This is a genomic window from Mycobacterium terramassiliense, assembly GCF_900157385.1.
In the GTDB taxonomy this organism is placed as follows: domain Bacteria; phylum Actinomycetota; class Actinomycetes; order Mycobacteriales; family Mycobacteriaceae; genus Mycobacterium; species Mycobacterium terramassiliense.
In genome coordinates, this window is record NZ_LT717699.1 from 542,756 (window position 1) to 557,653 (window position 14,898).

13 protein-coding genes and 1 pseudogene are annotated in these 14,898 nt (G+C 69.3%); 9 read left to right on the plus strand and 5 right to left on the minus strand.

Going from position 1 to position 14,898, the window contains the following annotated elements; all coding sequences use genetic code 11:
* Window positions 1-6 precede the first annotated feature (6 nt).
* The gene (locus MTAB308_RS06870) at window positions 7-1,692 is read right to left on the minus strand and encodes an MFS transporter (protein WP_077098733.1); all 1,686 of its coding nucleotides are present in this window, start codon (window positions 1,690-1,692) and stop codon (window positions 7-9) included.
* Window positions 1,689-2,414 carry an LppX_LprAFG lipoprotein gene (locus tag MTAB308_RS06875; protein WP_108637217.1) on the minus strand — a complete coding sequence of 242 codons (726 nt, stop codon included), beginning with the start codon at window positions 2,412-2,414 and terminating at the stop codon, window positions 1,689-1,691. Before MTAB308_RS06875 ends, MTAB308_RS06870 begins: the two co-directional genes overlap by 4 nt.
* Window positions 2,415-2,489: 75 nt before the next feature.
* On the opposite strand from MTAB308_RS06875, the gene MTAB308_RS06880 reads away from it, so the two are divergent.
* On the plus strand, window positions 2,490-3,119 hold the full coding sequence (locus MTAB308_RS06880) for a riboflavin synthase (protein ID WP_077098735.1): 630 nt from the start codon (window positions 2,490-2,492) through the stop codon (window positions 3,117-3,119).
* Between the two features lie 171 nt (window positions 3,120-3,290).
* Here MTAB308_RS06880 and MTAB308_RS30440 read toward each other — a convergent pair whose 3' ends face one another.
* A complete protein-coding gene (locus MTAB308_RS30440; RefSeq protein ID WP_342744142.1) occupies window positions 3,291-3,482 on the minus strand; it encodes a hypothetical protein in 192 nt (63 codons plus the stop codon).
* A 394-nt stretch (window positions 3,483-3,876) separates the two neighbouring features.
* The gene (locus tag MTAB308_RS06890) at window positions 3,877-4,248 is read right to left on the minus strand and encodes an Mtp family mycobacterial-type pilin (protein WP_077098736.1); all 372 of its coding nucleotides are present in this window, start codon (window positions 4,246-4,248) and stop codon (window positions 3,877-3,879) included.
* 283 nt (window positions 4,249-4,531) lie between these two features.
* Between MTAB308_RS06890 and MTAB308_RS06895 the strand changes: the two genes are divergently transcribed.
* The 3 genes from MTAB308_RS06895 to MTAB308_RS06905 are packed head-to-tail and all read left to right on the plus strand — an operon-like array spanning window position 4,532 to window position 6,749.
* A complete protein-coding gene (locus MTAB308_RS06895; protein WP_066910529.1) occupies window positions 4,532-5,809 on the plus strand; it encodes a bifunctional 3,4-dihydroxy-2-butanone-4-phosphate synthase/GTP cyclohydrolase II in 1,278 nt (425 codons plus the stop codon).
* Entirely contained in the window at window positions 5,806-6,285 is a 480-nt protein-coding gene (gene ribH, locus MTAB308_RS06900; protein WP_077098737.1) for a 6,7-dimethyl-8-ribityllumazine synthase, read from the plus strand. Before MTAB308_RS06895 ends, ribH begins: the two co-directional genes overlap by 4 nt.
* A complete protein-coding gene (locus MTAB308_RS06905; protein WP_077098738.1) occupies window positions 6,282-6,749 on the plus strand; it encodes a PH domain-containing protein in 468 nt (155 codons plus the stop codon). Before ribH ends, MTAB308_RS06905 begins: the two co-directional genes overlap by 4 nt.
* A 4-nt stretch (window positions 6,750-6,753) precedes the next feature.
* Here MTAB308_RS06905 and MTAB308_RS30575 read toward each other — a convergent pair.
* A pseudogene (locus MTAB308_RS30575) lies at window positions 6,754-8,234 on the minus strand (PecA family PE domain-processing aspartic protease).
* Between the two features lie 120 nt (window positions 8,235-8,354).
* Between MTAB308_RS30575 and uvrC the strand changes: the two are divergent.
* The 5 genes from uvrC to MTAB308_RS06940 are packed head-to-tail and all read left to right on the plus strand — an operon-like array spanning window position 8,355 to window position 14,641.
* The gene (gene uvrC / locus MTAB308_RS06920; RefSeq protein ID WP_077098739.1) at window positions 8,355-10,298 is read left to right on the plus strand and encodes an excinuclease ABC subunit UvrC; all 1,944 of its coding nucleotides are present in this window, start codon (window positions 8,355-8,357) and stop codon (window positions 10,296-10,298) included.
* Window positions 10,295-11,218 carry an RNase adapter RapZ gene (rapZ, locus tag MTAB308_RS06925; RefSeq protein ID WP_077098740.1) on the plus strand — a complete coding sequence of 308 codons (924 nt, stop codon included), beginning with the start codon at window positions 10,295-10,297 and terminating at the stop codon, window positions 11,216-11,218. The genes uvrC and rapZ overlap by 4 nt, the downstream gene beginning before the upstream one ends.
* Window positions 11,215-12,249, plus strand: coding sequence for a YvcK family protein (locus MTAB308_RS06930; RefSeq protein WP_077098741.1), 1,035 nt, complete (start codon window positions 11,215-11,217; stop codon window positions 12,247-12,249). Before rapZ ends, MTAB308_RS06930 begins: the two co-directional genes overlap by 4 nt.
* On the plus strand, window positions 12,246-13,223 hold the full coding sequence (gene whiA / locus MTAB308_RS06935; RefSeq protein WP_108637241.1) for a DNA-binding protein WhiA: 978 nt from the start codon (window positions 12,246-12,248) through the stop codon (window positions 13,221-13,223). Before MTAB308_RS06930 ends, whiA begins: the two co-directional genes overlap by 4 nt.
* Window positions 13,224-13,243: 20 nt before the next feature.
* Complete coding sequence (locus tag MTAB308_RS06940; RefSeq protein ID WP_077098742.1) at window positions 13,244-14,641, plus strand: WS/DGAT/MGAT family O-acyltransferase; 1,398 nt, start codon at window positions 13,244-13,246, stop codon at window positions 14,639-14,641.
* Window positions 14,642-14,898 lie beyond the last annotated feature (257 nt).

Here is a 14,898-nt window from a genome sequence, read left to right on the forward strand (position 1 = left end):
GAGCCCTCAGGGCGTCGGGACGCTGACCGGCTCTTGCTCGGGGACCTCGGGTTCCTCGGCGTGCTCCGTGCGGCCGCTGATCAGCAGCCCCAGCAGCGCTCCCGCCACGCAGACGCCCGCGGTGATGGTGAAGATCTCGCCGTACATCGCCGCGAACGACGGGAGGACGTTTTGCGCCTGGGCGACCGCCCGATCCGGCTTGCTCATGGTGGCCGGCAGCTCCCCGTTTTTCTCGTTGAGGATCTGGTAGAAGCGGTACAACCCCCACGCGCTGAGCGCGGCCACGCCGATCAGCATGCCGGTCATCCGCGACACCACGACCGCGGCCGAGGCGATGCCGTGCTCGGCGGCGGGGACGACCCGCAGGGCGGCCGAGGTCAGCGGACCGATCACCAGCCCCAGCCCCAGGCCGGTGATCAGCAGATCGTTGTTGACCGCGACCCCCCCGATCAGCAGGTCGTTGTTCATCGCGGGCACCGAGAACAACCCGAAGAAGCTGTGCTGATAATGCGGCAGGTCCACGGGCCAGTGCGAGATCAGCAGGTAGCCGCCGGCCGCGATCAGCAGCCCGACCAAGGTGACCGCGCGGTCGCCGACCCGGGTGGCGATGAAGCCGCCCAGCAACGCCCCGACTGGCAGCGCGATCAGAAACGACGTCAGCATCGCGGCCGCCTTGTTCTGGTTCAACCCCAGCACGCCCTGGCCGAACAACTCCACGTCGACCAGCGTCACCATCAGGGCGGCGCCCGCGGCGAAGGACGCGCCCATCGCGGCCAGGAAGGGCCGGAACTGCACCCCCGCCGGGTCGATCAGGCGGGTTCGTGCGAAGCGCTCCCACAACAGGAAAACGACCGCGAAGGCGGCGGCCGCGATCACCAGGGGCAACCCGTAGCTGGGCAGCGCCTGTTGGCCGTTCGGGTTCGGGTTGTACAGGCCGATGACCGCGAGGCCGAGGGTGATGGCGAGCAGCACGCCGCCGACCACGTCGATTTTCTCCGGCGCCTCGCTGCGGTCGTGCGACGGCAGGCTGATCTGGATCAGGACCATGGCGACCAGGGTCAGCGGGACGTTGATCCAAAACACGTCACGCCAGTCGCGGAACAACCAGACGATGAGGATCCCGTACAGCGGGCCGAGCACGCTGCCCAGCTCCTGCGCGGCGCCGATACCGCCGAGCACGGCCGCGCGGTTGCGTTGCGCCCAGAGGTCGGCGCCCAACGCCAGGGTGACCGGCAACAGCGCGCCGCTGGCGACGCCCTGGATGGTTCGGCCGGCGATCAGCACGTGCAGCGTCTGCACGTGGAAGTTTTGGATCGGGTAGCCGAGGATCACCAGGTCCCGCAGCGGATGCCCGAAGATCTCCACGCTCATGCTGGACACGTCGAAGTTGCCGATCGCCACCGAGAGCGCGGTGACCACCGAGCCGATCATGAAGGTGGCCAGGCTGACCTGCAGCAGCCGCTTGCGGCCGAACCGGTCGGATGCCTTGCCCAGCAGCGGCATGGCCGCGATGTAGCCGAGCAGGTACATCGTGACGATCGGGGTGATCCGCTGCAGCTGGTTAATCGGGATCCCGACGTCGTGCATGATGTCGCGCATGATCGTGACTACGACGTAGGCGTCGAGGGCCCCCAGCAGCACCGCCAGGCTGCCGGCGCCGATCGCGACGCGTCGTCCCGCGAGCCTGCTCATGAGCCCGCCGCGGGCTTGTCGATCTGCACCGGCTTGTTCCAGTTCGACAACGTCATCTGCACGTTGTTGCCCTGGCTGTACTGCAGGCTGATCTGGGCCAGCTGATGGTCGCCGGTCTCCACGATCCAGACCGTGGCCGGCACCGGCTTGGTGGCCTTGAAGGGGGACACGATCTTGTTCACCGCGTCCGCCGAGACGTTCCCGCTGATGCGGACGGCGGTTTGACCGCTGACCTGGTCGCGCCCCTCGGCCTTGGCGTCGGTGAAGTTCGCCAGCACGTTGGGTAGGCCCGTGTCCTGGCTCAGGATCGCCGAGGGGTCATAGACCTGGGAGGCCGGACCGACATCGGTCATCGTCTTGTCGCCCGGGTTGAGGGCGTTGGTGTACAGGTCGCCGCCCACGACCACGAAATCGGCGCTGATGTCCTGCCCGAGATAGCTGATCTGGGCGTTGCCCTGCGCCGCCACGTTCGGCGAGGTGGTGAGGTCGCCGGTCAGGTTCCGCACGGGCAGCCCCGGGATTTTTCCGCCGACCGTCAGCACCAGATGCGCGCTCTTGAGGTTCTTGGTGGCCTCCGTGGACTGCTTGACCAGCGTCGTGCCGTCGGGCAGCGGGCCGCCGCTTTGCGACGAGCTGAACGAGCAGCCCGCCACCAGGGCGGTGGCGAGGCTCAAGAATGCAAGGACAGCCGACAGACGGCGGGGGGTTTGCATACCCTGCATCGTAGAGGGTGCGCGTGACCGGCTTTCGGAACGCGGGGGCCGCTTCGTCGCGCATCGGCCCGTTAACCTGGTGCAATGTTCACCGGAATTGTCGAGGAGCTCGGGGAGATCACCGGGCGCGACGTGCTCGCCGATGCCGCGCGGCTGACCATCCGCGGGCCGCTGGTGACCGCCGATGCCGGACACGGCGATTCGATCGCCGTCAACGGCGTGTGCCTGACGGTTGCCGGGCTGAAGCCGGACGGCCAGTTCGCCGCCGACGTGATGGGCGAGACCCTCAACCGGTCCAACCTCGGCGAGTTGCGGGTCGGCAGCCGGGTGAACCTGGAGCGCGCCGCCGCCCTCAACAGCCGGCTCGGCGGCCACATCGTGCAGGGGCACGTGGACGGCACCGGCCGGGTGGTGGCGCGCACCCCCTCGGAGCACTGGGAGGTGGTGCGGATCGAGGTTCCCGCCGCGGTGGCCCGCTACGTCGTCGAAAAGGGGTCGATCACCGTCGACGGGATTTCGCTGACGGTGTCCGGCCTGGGTTCCGAGCCGCGGGACTGGTTCGAGGTGTCGCTGATCCCGACGACGCGGGAACTGACCACCCTCGGCCGTGCCCCGGTCGGGACACAGGTGAACCTCGAGGCCGACGTCATCGCCAAGTACGTCGAGCGATTGCTCCTGCACAATAGCCGGTCTAGCGGGGATAACGGCTCGTAATCCCTTGGCTTACCGTTGCCCGGTCTCAGATGACCGCAGCACCGCGCCCCCGCTCCCGACCTCTCTGAACTGCTCATCTCGTGGAAACTGTCGCTCGAAGGTGCTCGTAAATCCGCGCAGACGATCGGCTCCTACACCCTCGACCAGGTGCCGATCTCGACGGTCGCGCCGTCAGGCGAGCTTCACCGTTAGGTATTTCGCATCTCCCACGCCTACGCGCTCAAAGAACCGTCGTCGGCTCGGCGAGAGCATTGCCAAGGCGGCCGCCGCGTCGATCACTTTGGGTTCGGTCACTTCGTGGGTTTCGCCATTGGCCGATACCGTCGCGTGCCCGGCGGCAAGCACGTTCTGCAGCCAGTCCACTCCGGTCCATAGGGCAGCGCAACGATGAAACCGTCCTGCACACGATCCGCTACGACTGGCGTCGAGTACGGTTTGCCTGACTTTCTGCCGGTATGCCGGATAACGGAGGCGTAGGAGTTTTTTCGCCCGGCACGCGCGCGCATAACCGGGTTGATCACGTACTTGTTGAAGGCAAAGTGAGCGCGCAACAGCGGACGGGGCCAGCTCTCCGGTCTGTAGCGCATTTCGCTGACGGTACCGCGTCAGACGCAGTCAACACCCGGCCCGCGCCGACCGCTGGCTCGCACGTCGCCCACCACGTTTTTCCTGGTCACGCTTGAAAGCAGGCCGCTGACAACGGCGGTCTCGCGCCGTTGCAGCGGCCTGCTAGTGGATGAGGTGCTTGCGCGCCGGATTACAGCCCGCGCCAGTTGGGCCCGTCCCAGTAGCCCCAGTCATTCACCTGGGGGTTCCAGACGACCTGGGCCCACGGCGCCCACGGCGGTGGCGGCGGCATCGGGCGTGCCCACGGCGGAGGGGCGCCGTAGCCTGCCGGGCCGCCGTAGTTGTCGTCCCAGTCACGGCAGTTGTTCCAGTTCGGGTTCGGGCCCCAGCCCGGGTCCCACTGCTCGCCCGGGCACCAGTGGTGGTGATAGAGGGGGGCCGGGGGAGGCGCCGCCTGCGCGGTACCCGAGGCCAGCCCCAGCATGGATGCGGCCAGACCGCCGGCCGCCAAGGCACCGGTGCACAAACGCACCCACGGCTTTGTTTGCGTGTTGGTATTCATGGCCCCTCAAATTCCCCGTACAGATGCGACCAAAACGCTTCCGCCGTTGCGCTTCCACCCCACATATGTTGTTCCCAGCCGGGACTTACGTGGCGCTTACGTCGGGCCCCGGCGCACCCCGGTGCGCGGGGGCGTTTTCCCTCGTCGGGTCGCCCGGTCGGCGGGGCGCGCCACTCGGCGTCCATCCGCGAAGCCGCGGCAATAACCGCGCCGCCGCGGTGGTTCATACTGAATGCAACACTTGGGCTTCTCCGGTGGGCCCCTACGAGAGCAGGCAGCAGCGATGACGAGGTTGGACTCCGTCGAGAGGGCGGTTGCCGACATTGCGGCGGGTAAGGCCGTCATCGTCATCGACGACGAGGACCGCGAGAACGAGGGCGACCTCATCTTCGCAGCCGAAAAGGCGACCCCGGAGCTGGTCGCCTTCATGGTCCGCTATACGTCGGGCTACCTGTGCGTCCCGCTGGATGGTGCGGTCTGCGACCGGCTGGGTCTGCTGCCGATGTACGCGGTGAACCAGGACAAGCACGGCACCGCCTATACGGTCACCGTCGATGCGAAAAACGGTGTCGGGACCGGGATTTCGGCTTCCGATCGGGCCACGACGATGCGGCTGCTGGCCGACCCCACCAGCATCGCCGAGGACTTCACCCGGCCCGGCCACGTGGTTCCGTTGCGCGCCAAGGACGGTGGCGTGCTGCGCCGGCCCGGTCACACCGAGGCCGCCGTCGATCTGGCCCGGATGGCGGGCCTGCAACCCGCCGGCGCGATCTGTGAGATCGTCAGCCAGAAGGACGAGGGCTCGATGGCCCAGACCGACGAGTTGCGGGTGTTCGCCGACGAGCACGACCTCGCCCTGATCACCATCGCCGACCTGATCGAGTGGCGGCGCAAGCACGAGAAGCACATCGAGCGGATCGCCGAGGCACGGATACCGACGCGGCACGGTGAGTTTCGCGCGATCGGCTACGCCAGCATCTACGAGGACGTCGAGCACGTGGCGCTGGTGCGCGGTGAGATCGCCGGGCCGAACGCCGACGGCGACGACGTCCTGGTGCGCGTGCACTCCGAATGCCTGACCGGTGACGTGTTCGGCTCGCGTCGCTGCGACTGCGGCCCGCAACTGGACGCCGCGATGGCGATGGTCGCGCGCGAAGGGCGCGGCGTGGTGCTCTACATGCGCGGCCACGAGGGCCGCGGCATCGGGCTGATGCACAAACTGCAGGCCTACCAGCTGCAGGACGCCGGGGCCGACACCGTGGACGCGAACCTGAAGCTCGGGCTGCCCGCCGACGCACGGGATTACGGCATCGGCGCGCAGATACTCGTCGACCTCGGGGTTCGTTCGATGCGGCTGCTGACTAACAACCCGGCCAAGCGAGTCGGGTTGGATGGCTACGGCCTGCACATCATCGAACGGGTGCCGCTCCCGGTGCGCGCCAACGCGGAGAACATCCGGTACCTGATGACCAAGCGCGACAAGATGGGTCACGACCTGGTGGGGCTGGACGACTTTCACGAATCGGTCCATCTGCCGGGGGAATTCGGCGGTGCTCTGTGAGCGGCAGCGGGGAGCCGGAGCTGCCCGCGCTGGACGCGTCCGGCCTGCGGCTCGGCATCGTCGCAAGCACATGGCACGGCCGGATCTGTGACGCGCTGGTGGAGGGCGCCCGCAAAGTCGCCGCCGAGTCGGGCATCGAGGACCCGACGGTGGTGCGCGTGCTCGGCGCGATCGAGATCCCGGTGGTGGCCCAGCAGCTCGCCACCAACCACGACGCCGTGATCGCGCTCGGCGTCGTGATCCGCGGTGAGACACCGCATTTCGAGTACGTCTGTGACGCGGTGACCCAGGGCCTGACCCGGGTCGCCCTGGACGCGTCGACGCCCGTCGCCAACGGCGTGTTGACCACCAACACCGAGGAGCAGGCGCTGGCCCGGGCCGGGCTTCCGACGTCGGCCGAGGACAAAGGCGCCCAGGCCGCCGGCGCGGCCCTGACCGCCGCCCTGACCCTGCGTGACCTGCGCGCTCGGTCGTGAGTGCGCCGAACCCCGAGGTCTGGGATGTCGAGCTGCGTCCCCACCGAACGCCGGTCTTCGTTTATGCCGCAGCGTTCCTGATCGCCGCGGCGCACATCGTGGTGGGCCTGCTGCTCAAGATCAGTTCCAGCGGCGTCATCTTTCACACCTCCGACCAGGTGGCGATCGCCGCGCTCGGCCTGCTGATCGCCGGCGGCGTGCTGTTGTTCGCGCGGCCCCGGCTGCGCGTGGGGCCGGCCGGGCTGTCGGTGCGAAACCTCTTCGGATACCGGCTGATTCCCTGGGGGAGCGTGGTGGGTGTGTCGTTTCCCGCCGGCAAGCGGTGGGCGCGCATCGACCTGCCCGACGACGAGTACGTTCCGCTGATGGCGATCCAGGCCGCCGACCGGGAGCGCGCCGTCGACGCCATGGACACCGTGCGGTCGCTGCTGGCGCGCTACCGGCCCGAGCCGCGCGACGGTTGAGCCGTCAAGCGTCGTAGAACAGCGTCCCGGTGTTGAGCGGGTTGTAGGACAGGTAGATCGGGATCGTCTCGAAGGGGAAATTTCCTGTATTGAAAAGGCCATTCGCCCCGCTGACCACGGCCGGGGCCGTGGGGGCCGCCCCGACCGTCTCGTGGTAGATCGCGACGTTGCTCGCGGTGTAGACGGTGAGCGTCGTTCCCTGCGGCACGTAGCCGCCCGCCGAGCCGGTGCCCAGCGAGGCGGGCACGTCTCCCCACAGGCCACCGGAATCGACAAACGCGTCCGAAACGGTCACGGGGGTACCGCCATTGACCGATACCTTCAGCGTGGTCACCGGCGCCCCGGAAGACGAGGTGAGGGCGGTCAGCGGGTTGGCGCCGAACTGCGCGGTACCCGCCGGCTCGTTGAGGAGCACACCCTGGTCGAGGGTGCCCGGCAGGGCCTGCACGGGGCTGGTGGTCAACGGGCCGACGAGGTTGCTTCCCCCGATGCCCAGAACGGGTAGCCCGTCCGAGGCCGGAAAGTTGGTTGTTTGGCCGTTCTGCGTCTGGGTCACGGAGGTGACGACGGCAACCTTGGTCGGCTGGCTGATGATGCCGTTCCCGAAGTTCACCGTGGCCGAATACGTTGTGTAGTTCTCCGTCACGGTATTTCCGCCGTCGCCGTACGTGACCGTACCCGTCCCGGTGGGCGCGCCGAGGGACGCGAAGTTGACGTCTTGGGGTGGCACGACGAGACCCCTGGACCCGGTGTCGAGAATCACTTGCGAATTCGGCCCGCCGGCGATGGAGACGTCGACGTAGGGCCGGTTCACTTGCTGGTCCACCTGCACCGGGATGGTGGGCGCGCCACCGGTGCCGCCGGCGGCCCCGTGCAGGCCCACCATCCCGGCGGCGCCGCCGACCCCGCCGGGACCGCCCGCGGTCCCGGGGGGGTCCCGCCGGAGGCGTCCCAGCCGCCCACGCCGCCGGTGCCCCCGGAGCCGAGCAGGCCGGCCGGACCGCCCGGGCCGCCGGCTTGCCCGGACGCTCCCGACCCGCCGCTGCCGCCGCTGCCCAGCAGGATGCCGCCCGCCCCGCCGGCCTGCCCCGTTCCCGGCGTCCCGTCGACGCCGTTGCCGATCAGCGGGCGCCCCACCAGCAGCTCGGTGGGCAGGTTGATCACCCCGAGCACGTCGTTCGCCACGATCTGCAGCGGGGAGGTGCTGGCGGCCTCGGTGGCGGCATACGCGCCCGCGCTCTCGCCCAGTGCCGCGACGAACCGGGCGTGAAACGCCTCGGCCTGCACACCGAGCGCCTGATAGTCCAGGGCGTGGCCGGAAAACAGCGACGCGATCGCCGCCGACACCTCGTCGCCGGCGGCCGCCAGCACCGCGGTGGTCGATGCCGCCGCCGCGCGATGGGCCGCCGCCACCGACGAACCGATGCCGGCGATGTCGGCGGCCGCGTCCGAGACGAGGCCCGGCGCCGCGATCACAAACGACATTTCGGAACCCCCAGCGGTATTAGTCGCTCAGCGATACGCGGATCGTAGCCGTCGGGCCGGTCAATCCGGCGGTTTTCGGGGCTGGTCGGAAACGCCTTGGGGGGCTACTAGCCTGGATACGTGCCAGATCCCGCAACGTATCGCCCCGCGCCCGGGTCCATCCCGGTGGAGCCGGGCGTTTACCGATTCCGGGACGCGCACGGTCGGGTCATCTATGTCGGCAAGGCCAAGAGCCTGCGCAGCCGGCTGACGTCCTACTTCGCCGACGTCGCCGGCCTGCACCCGCGAACCCGGCAGATGGTGACCACCGCGGCCAAGGTCGAGTGGACGGTGGTCAACACCGAAGTCGAGGCGCTGCAGCTGGAATACAACTGGATCAAGGAATTCGATCCGCGCTTCAACGTGCGCTACCGCGACGACAAGTCGTACCCGGTGCTGGCCGTCACCCTGGGCGAGGAGTTTCCGCGGCTGATGGTCTATCGCGGCCCCCGCCGCAAGGGCGTGCGCTATTTCGGCCCGTACTCCCATGCGTGGGCGATCCGCGAAACGCTGGACCTGCTCACCCGCGTCTTTCCGGCGCGCACCTGCTCGGCCGGAGTCTTCAAGCGGCACAAGCAGATCGACCGCCCGTGCCTGTTGGGCTACATCGACAAATGCTCGGCCCCCTGCGTCGGCAGGGTCAGCGCGGAGCAGCATCGCCAGATCGTCGACGACTTCTGCGACTTCCTGTCCGGCAAGACCGACCGGTTCGCCCGCGACCTGGAGCAGCAGATGAACGCCGCGGCCGAGCAGCTCGACTTCGAGCGGGCCGCGCGCCTTCGCGATGACCTGTCCGCGCTGAAGCGGGCCATGGAGAAGCAGGCCGTGGTGCTCGGCGACGGCACCGACGCCGACGTGGTCGCGTTCGCCGACGACGACCTGGAGGCGGCGGTGCAGGTCTTCCACGTCCGCGGCGGCAGGGTTCGCGGCCAGCGCGGCTGGATCGTCGAAAAGTCAGGGGACCCCGGGGAATCCGGTGAGGAGCGGTTGGTCGAGCAATTCCTGACCCAGTTCTACGGGGAGCAGGCCGAATTGGACGGTGCCGCCGACGAGTCCACCAACCCGGTCCCGCGCGAGGTGCTGGTGCCGTGCCTTCCGTCCAACGCCGAGGAGCTGACCAGCTGGCTGTCCGGGCTGCGCGGCTCCCGGGTCGCGCTGCGGGTGCCGCGGCGCGGCGACAAGCGGGCGCTCGCCGAAACGGTGCTGCGCAACGCGAAAGAGGCGCTGCAGCAACACAAGCTGAAGCGGGCCGGTGACTTCAACGCGAGATCGGCTGCGCTGCAGAACATTCAGGAGGCGCTGGGCCTGGCCGATGCGCCGCTGCGCATCGAATGCGTCGACATCAGCCACGTGCAGGGCACCGACGTGGTGGGCTCGCTGGTGGTGTTCGAGGACGGCCTGCCGCGCAAGTCGGACTACCGCCACTTCGGCATTCGGGAGGCCGCCGGGCAGGGACGTTCCGACGACGTCGCCTCCATCGCCGAGGTGACCCGCCGGCGGTTCGCGCGGCACCTGAGCGAGCAAAAAGATCCCAATATGCTTTCCCCGGAAGGAAAATCGCGCCGCTTCGCCTATCCGCCCAACCTGTTCGTCGTCGACGGCGGTGCGCCGCAAGTCAACGCGGCGTCGGCCGTGCTCGACGAACTCGGCATCACCGACGTCGCGGTCATCGGCCTGGCCAAGCGGCTGGAAGAGATCTGGGTGCCCTCGGAGCCGGACCCGATCATCATGCCGCGCAACAGCGAGGGCCTCTACCTGCTGCAGCGCGTCCGCGACGAGGCACATCGGTTCGCCATCGCCTACCATCGCAGCAAGCGATCCAAGCGAATGACCGCTTCGGCGCTGGATTCGGTGCCAGGATTGGGAGAACATCGCCGCAAGGCGCTGGTAACCCATTTCGGATCGATAGCCCGCCTCAAGGAGGCCACCGTCGACCAGATCACCGCCGTTCCGGGCATCGGCGTGGCCACCGCCACGGCCGTCCTCGAGGCGCTGCGACCCGAGCAACCGGAAGTCGCCGAATGACAAGCCAAGACGAATTCACCAACAAACACCCGGGCGACGCCTACCCCGAAGACGGGGCCGGCATCGACGTCGTCCTGGTGACGGGGTTGTCGGGAGCCGGGCGGGGCACCGCGGCCAAGGTGCTCGAGGACCTGGGCTGGTACGTGGCCGACAACCTGCCGCCCCAGCTGATCACCCGGATGGTCGATTTCGGGCTGGCCGCCGGGTCGCGGATCACGCAGCTGGCGGTGGTGATGGACGTGCGGTCGCGGGGCTTCACCGGCGATCTCGACGAGGTGCGCAACGAGTTGGCCACCCGCAACATCACCCCGCGCGTGGTGTTCATGGAGGCCTCCGACGACATGTTGGTGCGCCGCTACGAACAGAACCGCCGCAGCCATCCGCTGCAGGGCGAGCAGACGCTGGCCGAGGGCATCGCCGCCGAGCGCAGGATGCTGGCGCCGGTCCGCGCCACCGCCGACCTGATCATCGACACGTCGACCCTGTCGGTGCGGGGGCTGCGGGAGAGCATCGAGCGCGCCTTCGGCGGCGAGACCGGCGCGTCCACGAGCGTCACCGTCGAATCGTTCGGCTTCAAATACGGCCTGCCCATGGACGCCGACATGGTGATGGACGTCCGGTTCCTGCCCAACCCGCACTGGGTCGACGACCTGCGTCCGCTCACCGGCGAGCATCCGGCCGTGCGCGACTACGTGTTGGGCCAGCCCGGCGCGGCCGAGTTCCTCGACGCTTACCATCGTCTGCTGAACCTCGTTGTCGACGGCTACCGCAGGGAGGGAAAGCGCTACATGACGGTCGCCATCGGCTGCACCGGCGGCAAGCATCGCAGCGTCGCGATCGCCGAGGCATTGATGCAGCTGCTTCGGGGTAACCCCCAGCTGGCGGTGCGGGTGCTGCACCGGGATCTGGGTCGCGAATGAGTGATGGCATCGTTGCCTTGGGGGGCGGACACGGCCTGTATGCGACGCTGTCCGCGGCGCGCCGGCTGACGCCCTACGTCACCGCGGTGGTCACGGTCGCCGACGACGGCGGCTCGTCGGGCCGGCTGCGCAGCGAACTGGACGTGATCCCGCCCGGCGATCTGCGAATGGCGTTGGCGGCGTTGGCATCCGACAGTCCGTACGGGCGGTTGTGGGCGACCATCCTGCAGCACCGATTCGGCGGCAACGGCGCGCTGGCCGGCCACCCGATCGGCAACCTGCTGCTGGCCGGCCTCAACGAGGTGCTGGCCGACCCGGTCGCCGCGCTCGACGAGCTCGGCCGCATCCTCGGGGTCAAGGGCAGGGTGTTGCCGATGTGCCCGATCGCCCTGCAGATCGAGGCCGACGTGTCCGGCCTGGAGGCCGACCCGCGGATCTTCCGCCTGATCCGGGGGCAGGTGGCGATCGCGACCACGCCGGGCAAGGTCCGGCGGGTGCGGCTGCTACCGCCCAACCCGCCGGCGACCCGGCAGGCCGTCGACGCGATCATGGCCGCCGACCTGGTGGTGCTCGGGCCCGGGTCGTGGTTCACCAGCGTGATCCCGCACGTGATGGTGCCGGGGCTGGCCTCGGCGCTGCGGTCGACCTCCGCGCGGCGGGCGCTGGTGCTCAACCTGGTCGCCGAGCCGGGGGAGACCGCCGGCTTCTCGGTGGAACGCCACCTGCACGTGCTGGCCCAGCACGCGCCCGGATTCACCGTGCACGACATCATCATTGACGCCGAGCGGGTGCCGGGTGAGCGCGAACGCGAGCAACTGCGCCGCACCGCGACGCTGCTGGAAGCCGAGGTCCACTTCGCCGACGTGTCCCGACCTGGTACACCTTTACATGACCCGGGCAAGCTCGCGGCGGCGCTCGACGGGGTCCGAGCGGGCCATAGTGATGGTTTACCAGGCCCTCAAACCCCTTCGGCGACGGCCACGAACGAGATCCGGGTCGACGGCGAGAGGGGTGACGACGCGTGGCGATGACGACCGAAGTCAAGGACGAACTGAGCCGCCTGGTTGTGAAGTCGGTCAGCGCGCGGCGCGCGGAGGTCACGTCCCTGCTGAGGTTCGCCGGCGGGTTGCACATCGTGGGCGGCCGGGTGGTCGTCGAGGCCGAAGTGGACCTGGGCAACGTCGCGCGCCGGCTTCGCAAGGACATCTTCGAGCTCTACGGGTACAACGCCGTCGTGCATGTGTTGTCGGCCAGCGGGATTCGCAAGAGCACCCGGTACGTGCTGCGGGTGGCCAACGACGGCGAGGCACTGGCGCGGCAGACCGGGCTGCTCGACATGCGGGGCCGTCCGGTGCGCGGGCTGCCCGCCCAGGTGGTCGGCGGCAGCATCGCCGACGCCGAGGCGGCGTGGCGGGGGGCGTTTCTGGCGCACGGGTCGCTGACCGAGCCGGGACGTTCGTCGGCCCTGGAGGTCAGCTGCCCCGGCCCGGAGGCCGCGCTGGCGCTGGTGGGCGCGGCCCGCCGCCTGGGGGTCAGCGCCAAGGCGCGCGAGGTGCGCGGCGCCGACCGGGTGGTGGTGCGCGACGGCGAGGCGATCGGCGCCCTGCTGACCCGGATGGGTGCCCAGGACACGCGGCTGGTCTGGGAGGAGCGGCGGATGCGCCGCGAGGTGCGCGCCACGGCCAACCGGCTGGCCAATTTCGACGATGCCAACCTGCGCCGCTCGGCGCGCGCGGCGGTCGCGGCGGCCGCGCGGGTGGAGCGCGCGCTGGAGATCCTCGGCGACACCGTCCCGGACCATCTGGCTTCGGCGGGCCGGCTGCGCGTCGAGCACCGGCAGGCCTCCCTGGAGGAGCTGGGCCGCCTGGCCGACCCGCCGATGACGAAAGACGCTGTCGCCGGGCGCATTCGGCGGTTGCTGTCCATGGCCGACCGCAAGGCGAAGGTCGAGGGGATCCCGGACACGGAGTCGGCGGTGACGCCCGACCTATTGGAGGATGCCTGAGCGGGGGCTACGGTCAGGGCATGAAGCGGCTTTCGAGCGTTGACGCGGCGTTTTGGTCCGCGGAAACAGCGGGCTGGCACATGCACGTCGGTGCTCTGGCGATCTGCGATCCCAACGACGCGCCCGAGTACAGCTTTGCCCGGCTCCGCCAACTGCTGATCGAGCGGCTGCCCGAGCTGCCGCAGTTGCGCTGGCGGGTCACCGGCGCCCCACTCGGGCTGGATCGGCCATGGTTCGTCGAGGACGAGGACCTCGACGTCGACTTCCACCTCCGCCGCATCGGCGTGCCGGCCCCGGGCGGCCGTCGCGAGCTGGAGGAACTGGTGGGCCGGCTGATGTCCTACAAGCTGGACCGCGCCCGGCCGCTCTGGGAGATGTGGGTGATCGAGGGCTTCGAGGGCGGGCGCATCGCGACGCTGACCAAGATGCACCACGCCATCGTCGACGGCGTCTCGGGCGCGGGGCTGGGTGAAATCCTCTTGGACATCACGCCGGAACCCCGTCCGCCGCAAGAGGAGACGGTCGGGTCGTTGGTGGGCTCCCAGCTTCCGGGGCTGGAGCGACGCGCGGTGGGCGCCCTGATCAACGTCGGCATCAAGACGCCGTTCCGCCTCGCCCGGCTGGTGGAGCAGACCCTGCGCCAGCAAATCGCCGCGCTGGGCGTCAGCAGCCGGCCGCCGCGCTACTTCGAGGCGCCCAAGACCCGGTTCAACGCGCCGGTGTCCCCGCACCGGCGGGTCACCGGCGCCCGCGTCGAGCTGGCCCGGGTCAAGGCCATCAAGGACGCGTACGGCGTCAAGCTCAACGACGTCGTGCTCGCGCTGGTGGCCGGCGCCGCCCGCGAATACCTGCAGAAGCGCGGCGAGCTGCCGGCCAAACCGCTCATCGCGCAGATCCCCGTCTCCACCCGCACCGACGAGACCAAGGACGACGTCGGCAACAAGGTGAGCTCGATGACCGCGTCCCTGGCCACCGACATCGAGGATCCGGCCGAGCGATTAATGGCCATCCACGAAAGCACCCAGAGCGCCAAGCTGATGGCCAAGGCGTTGTCCGCGCACCAGATCATGGGGCTGACCGAAACGACGCCGCCGGGGCTGCTGCAGCTGGCCGCGCGCGCCTACACGGCCAGCGGGTTGTCGCGAAACCTGGCCCCCATCAACCTGGTCGTGTCCAACGTCCCCGGCCCGCCGTTCCCGTTGTACATGGCCGGGGCCAAGCTGGATTCGCTGGTGCCGCTCGGGCCGCCCGTGATGGACGTCGCCCTGAACATCACCTGCTTCTCCTACACCGACTACCTGGATTTCGGCTTCGTGACGACGCCCGAGGTGGCCAACGACATCGACGACATGGCCGATCGGATCGAGCCTGCGTTGACCGAACTCGAGAAGGCCGCGGCGCGGGAAGTGAGCGGTTAGCGGGCTGGACAACTGGGTCAGCCCCGATGGTGTTTGCCCTGAGCTCGGCGGCCGCACGGTAGACGATCGCGGTTCGTCGTAGCGGCTAGCCAGGCCGCGTCATAGCTTGACGCCGTTGCGTTGTCGTTCAATGACGTTGCGGCGCCGGTGGTCCCCCGCGTCGAAGGCCGGCGCCCGCCCGCGAGTGCAGCCCCGTCGACGTCGCAAGCGCGGGTCGCTCGACTCGCAGTGCGGATGACGCTGCGAACCCGTTTAGG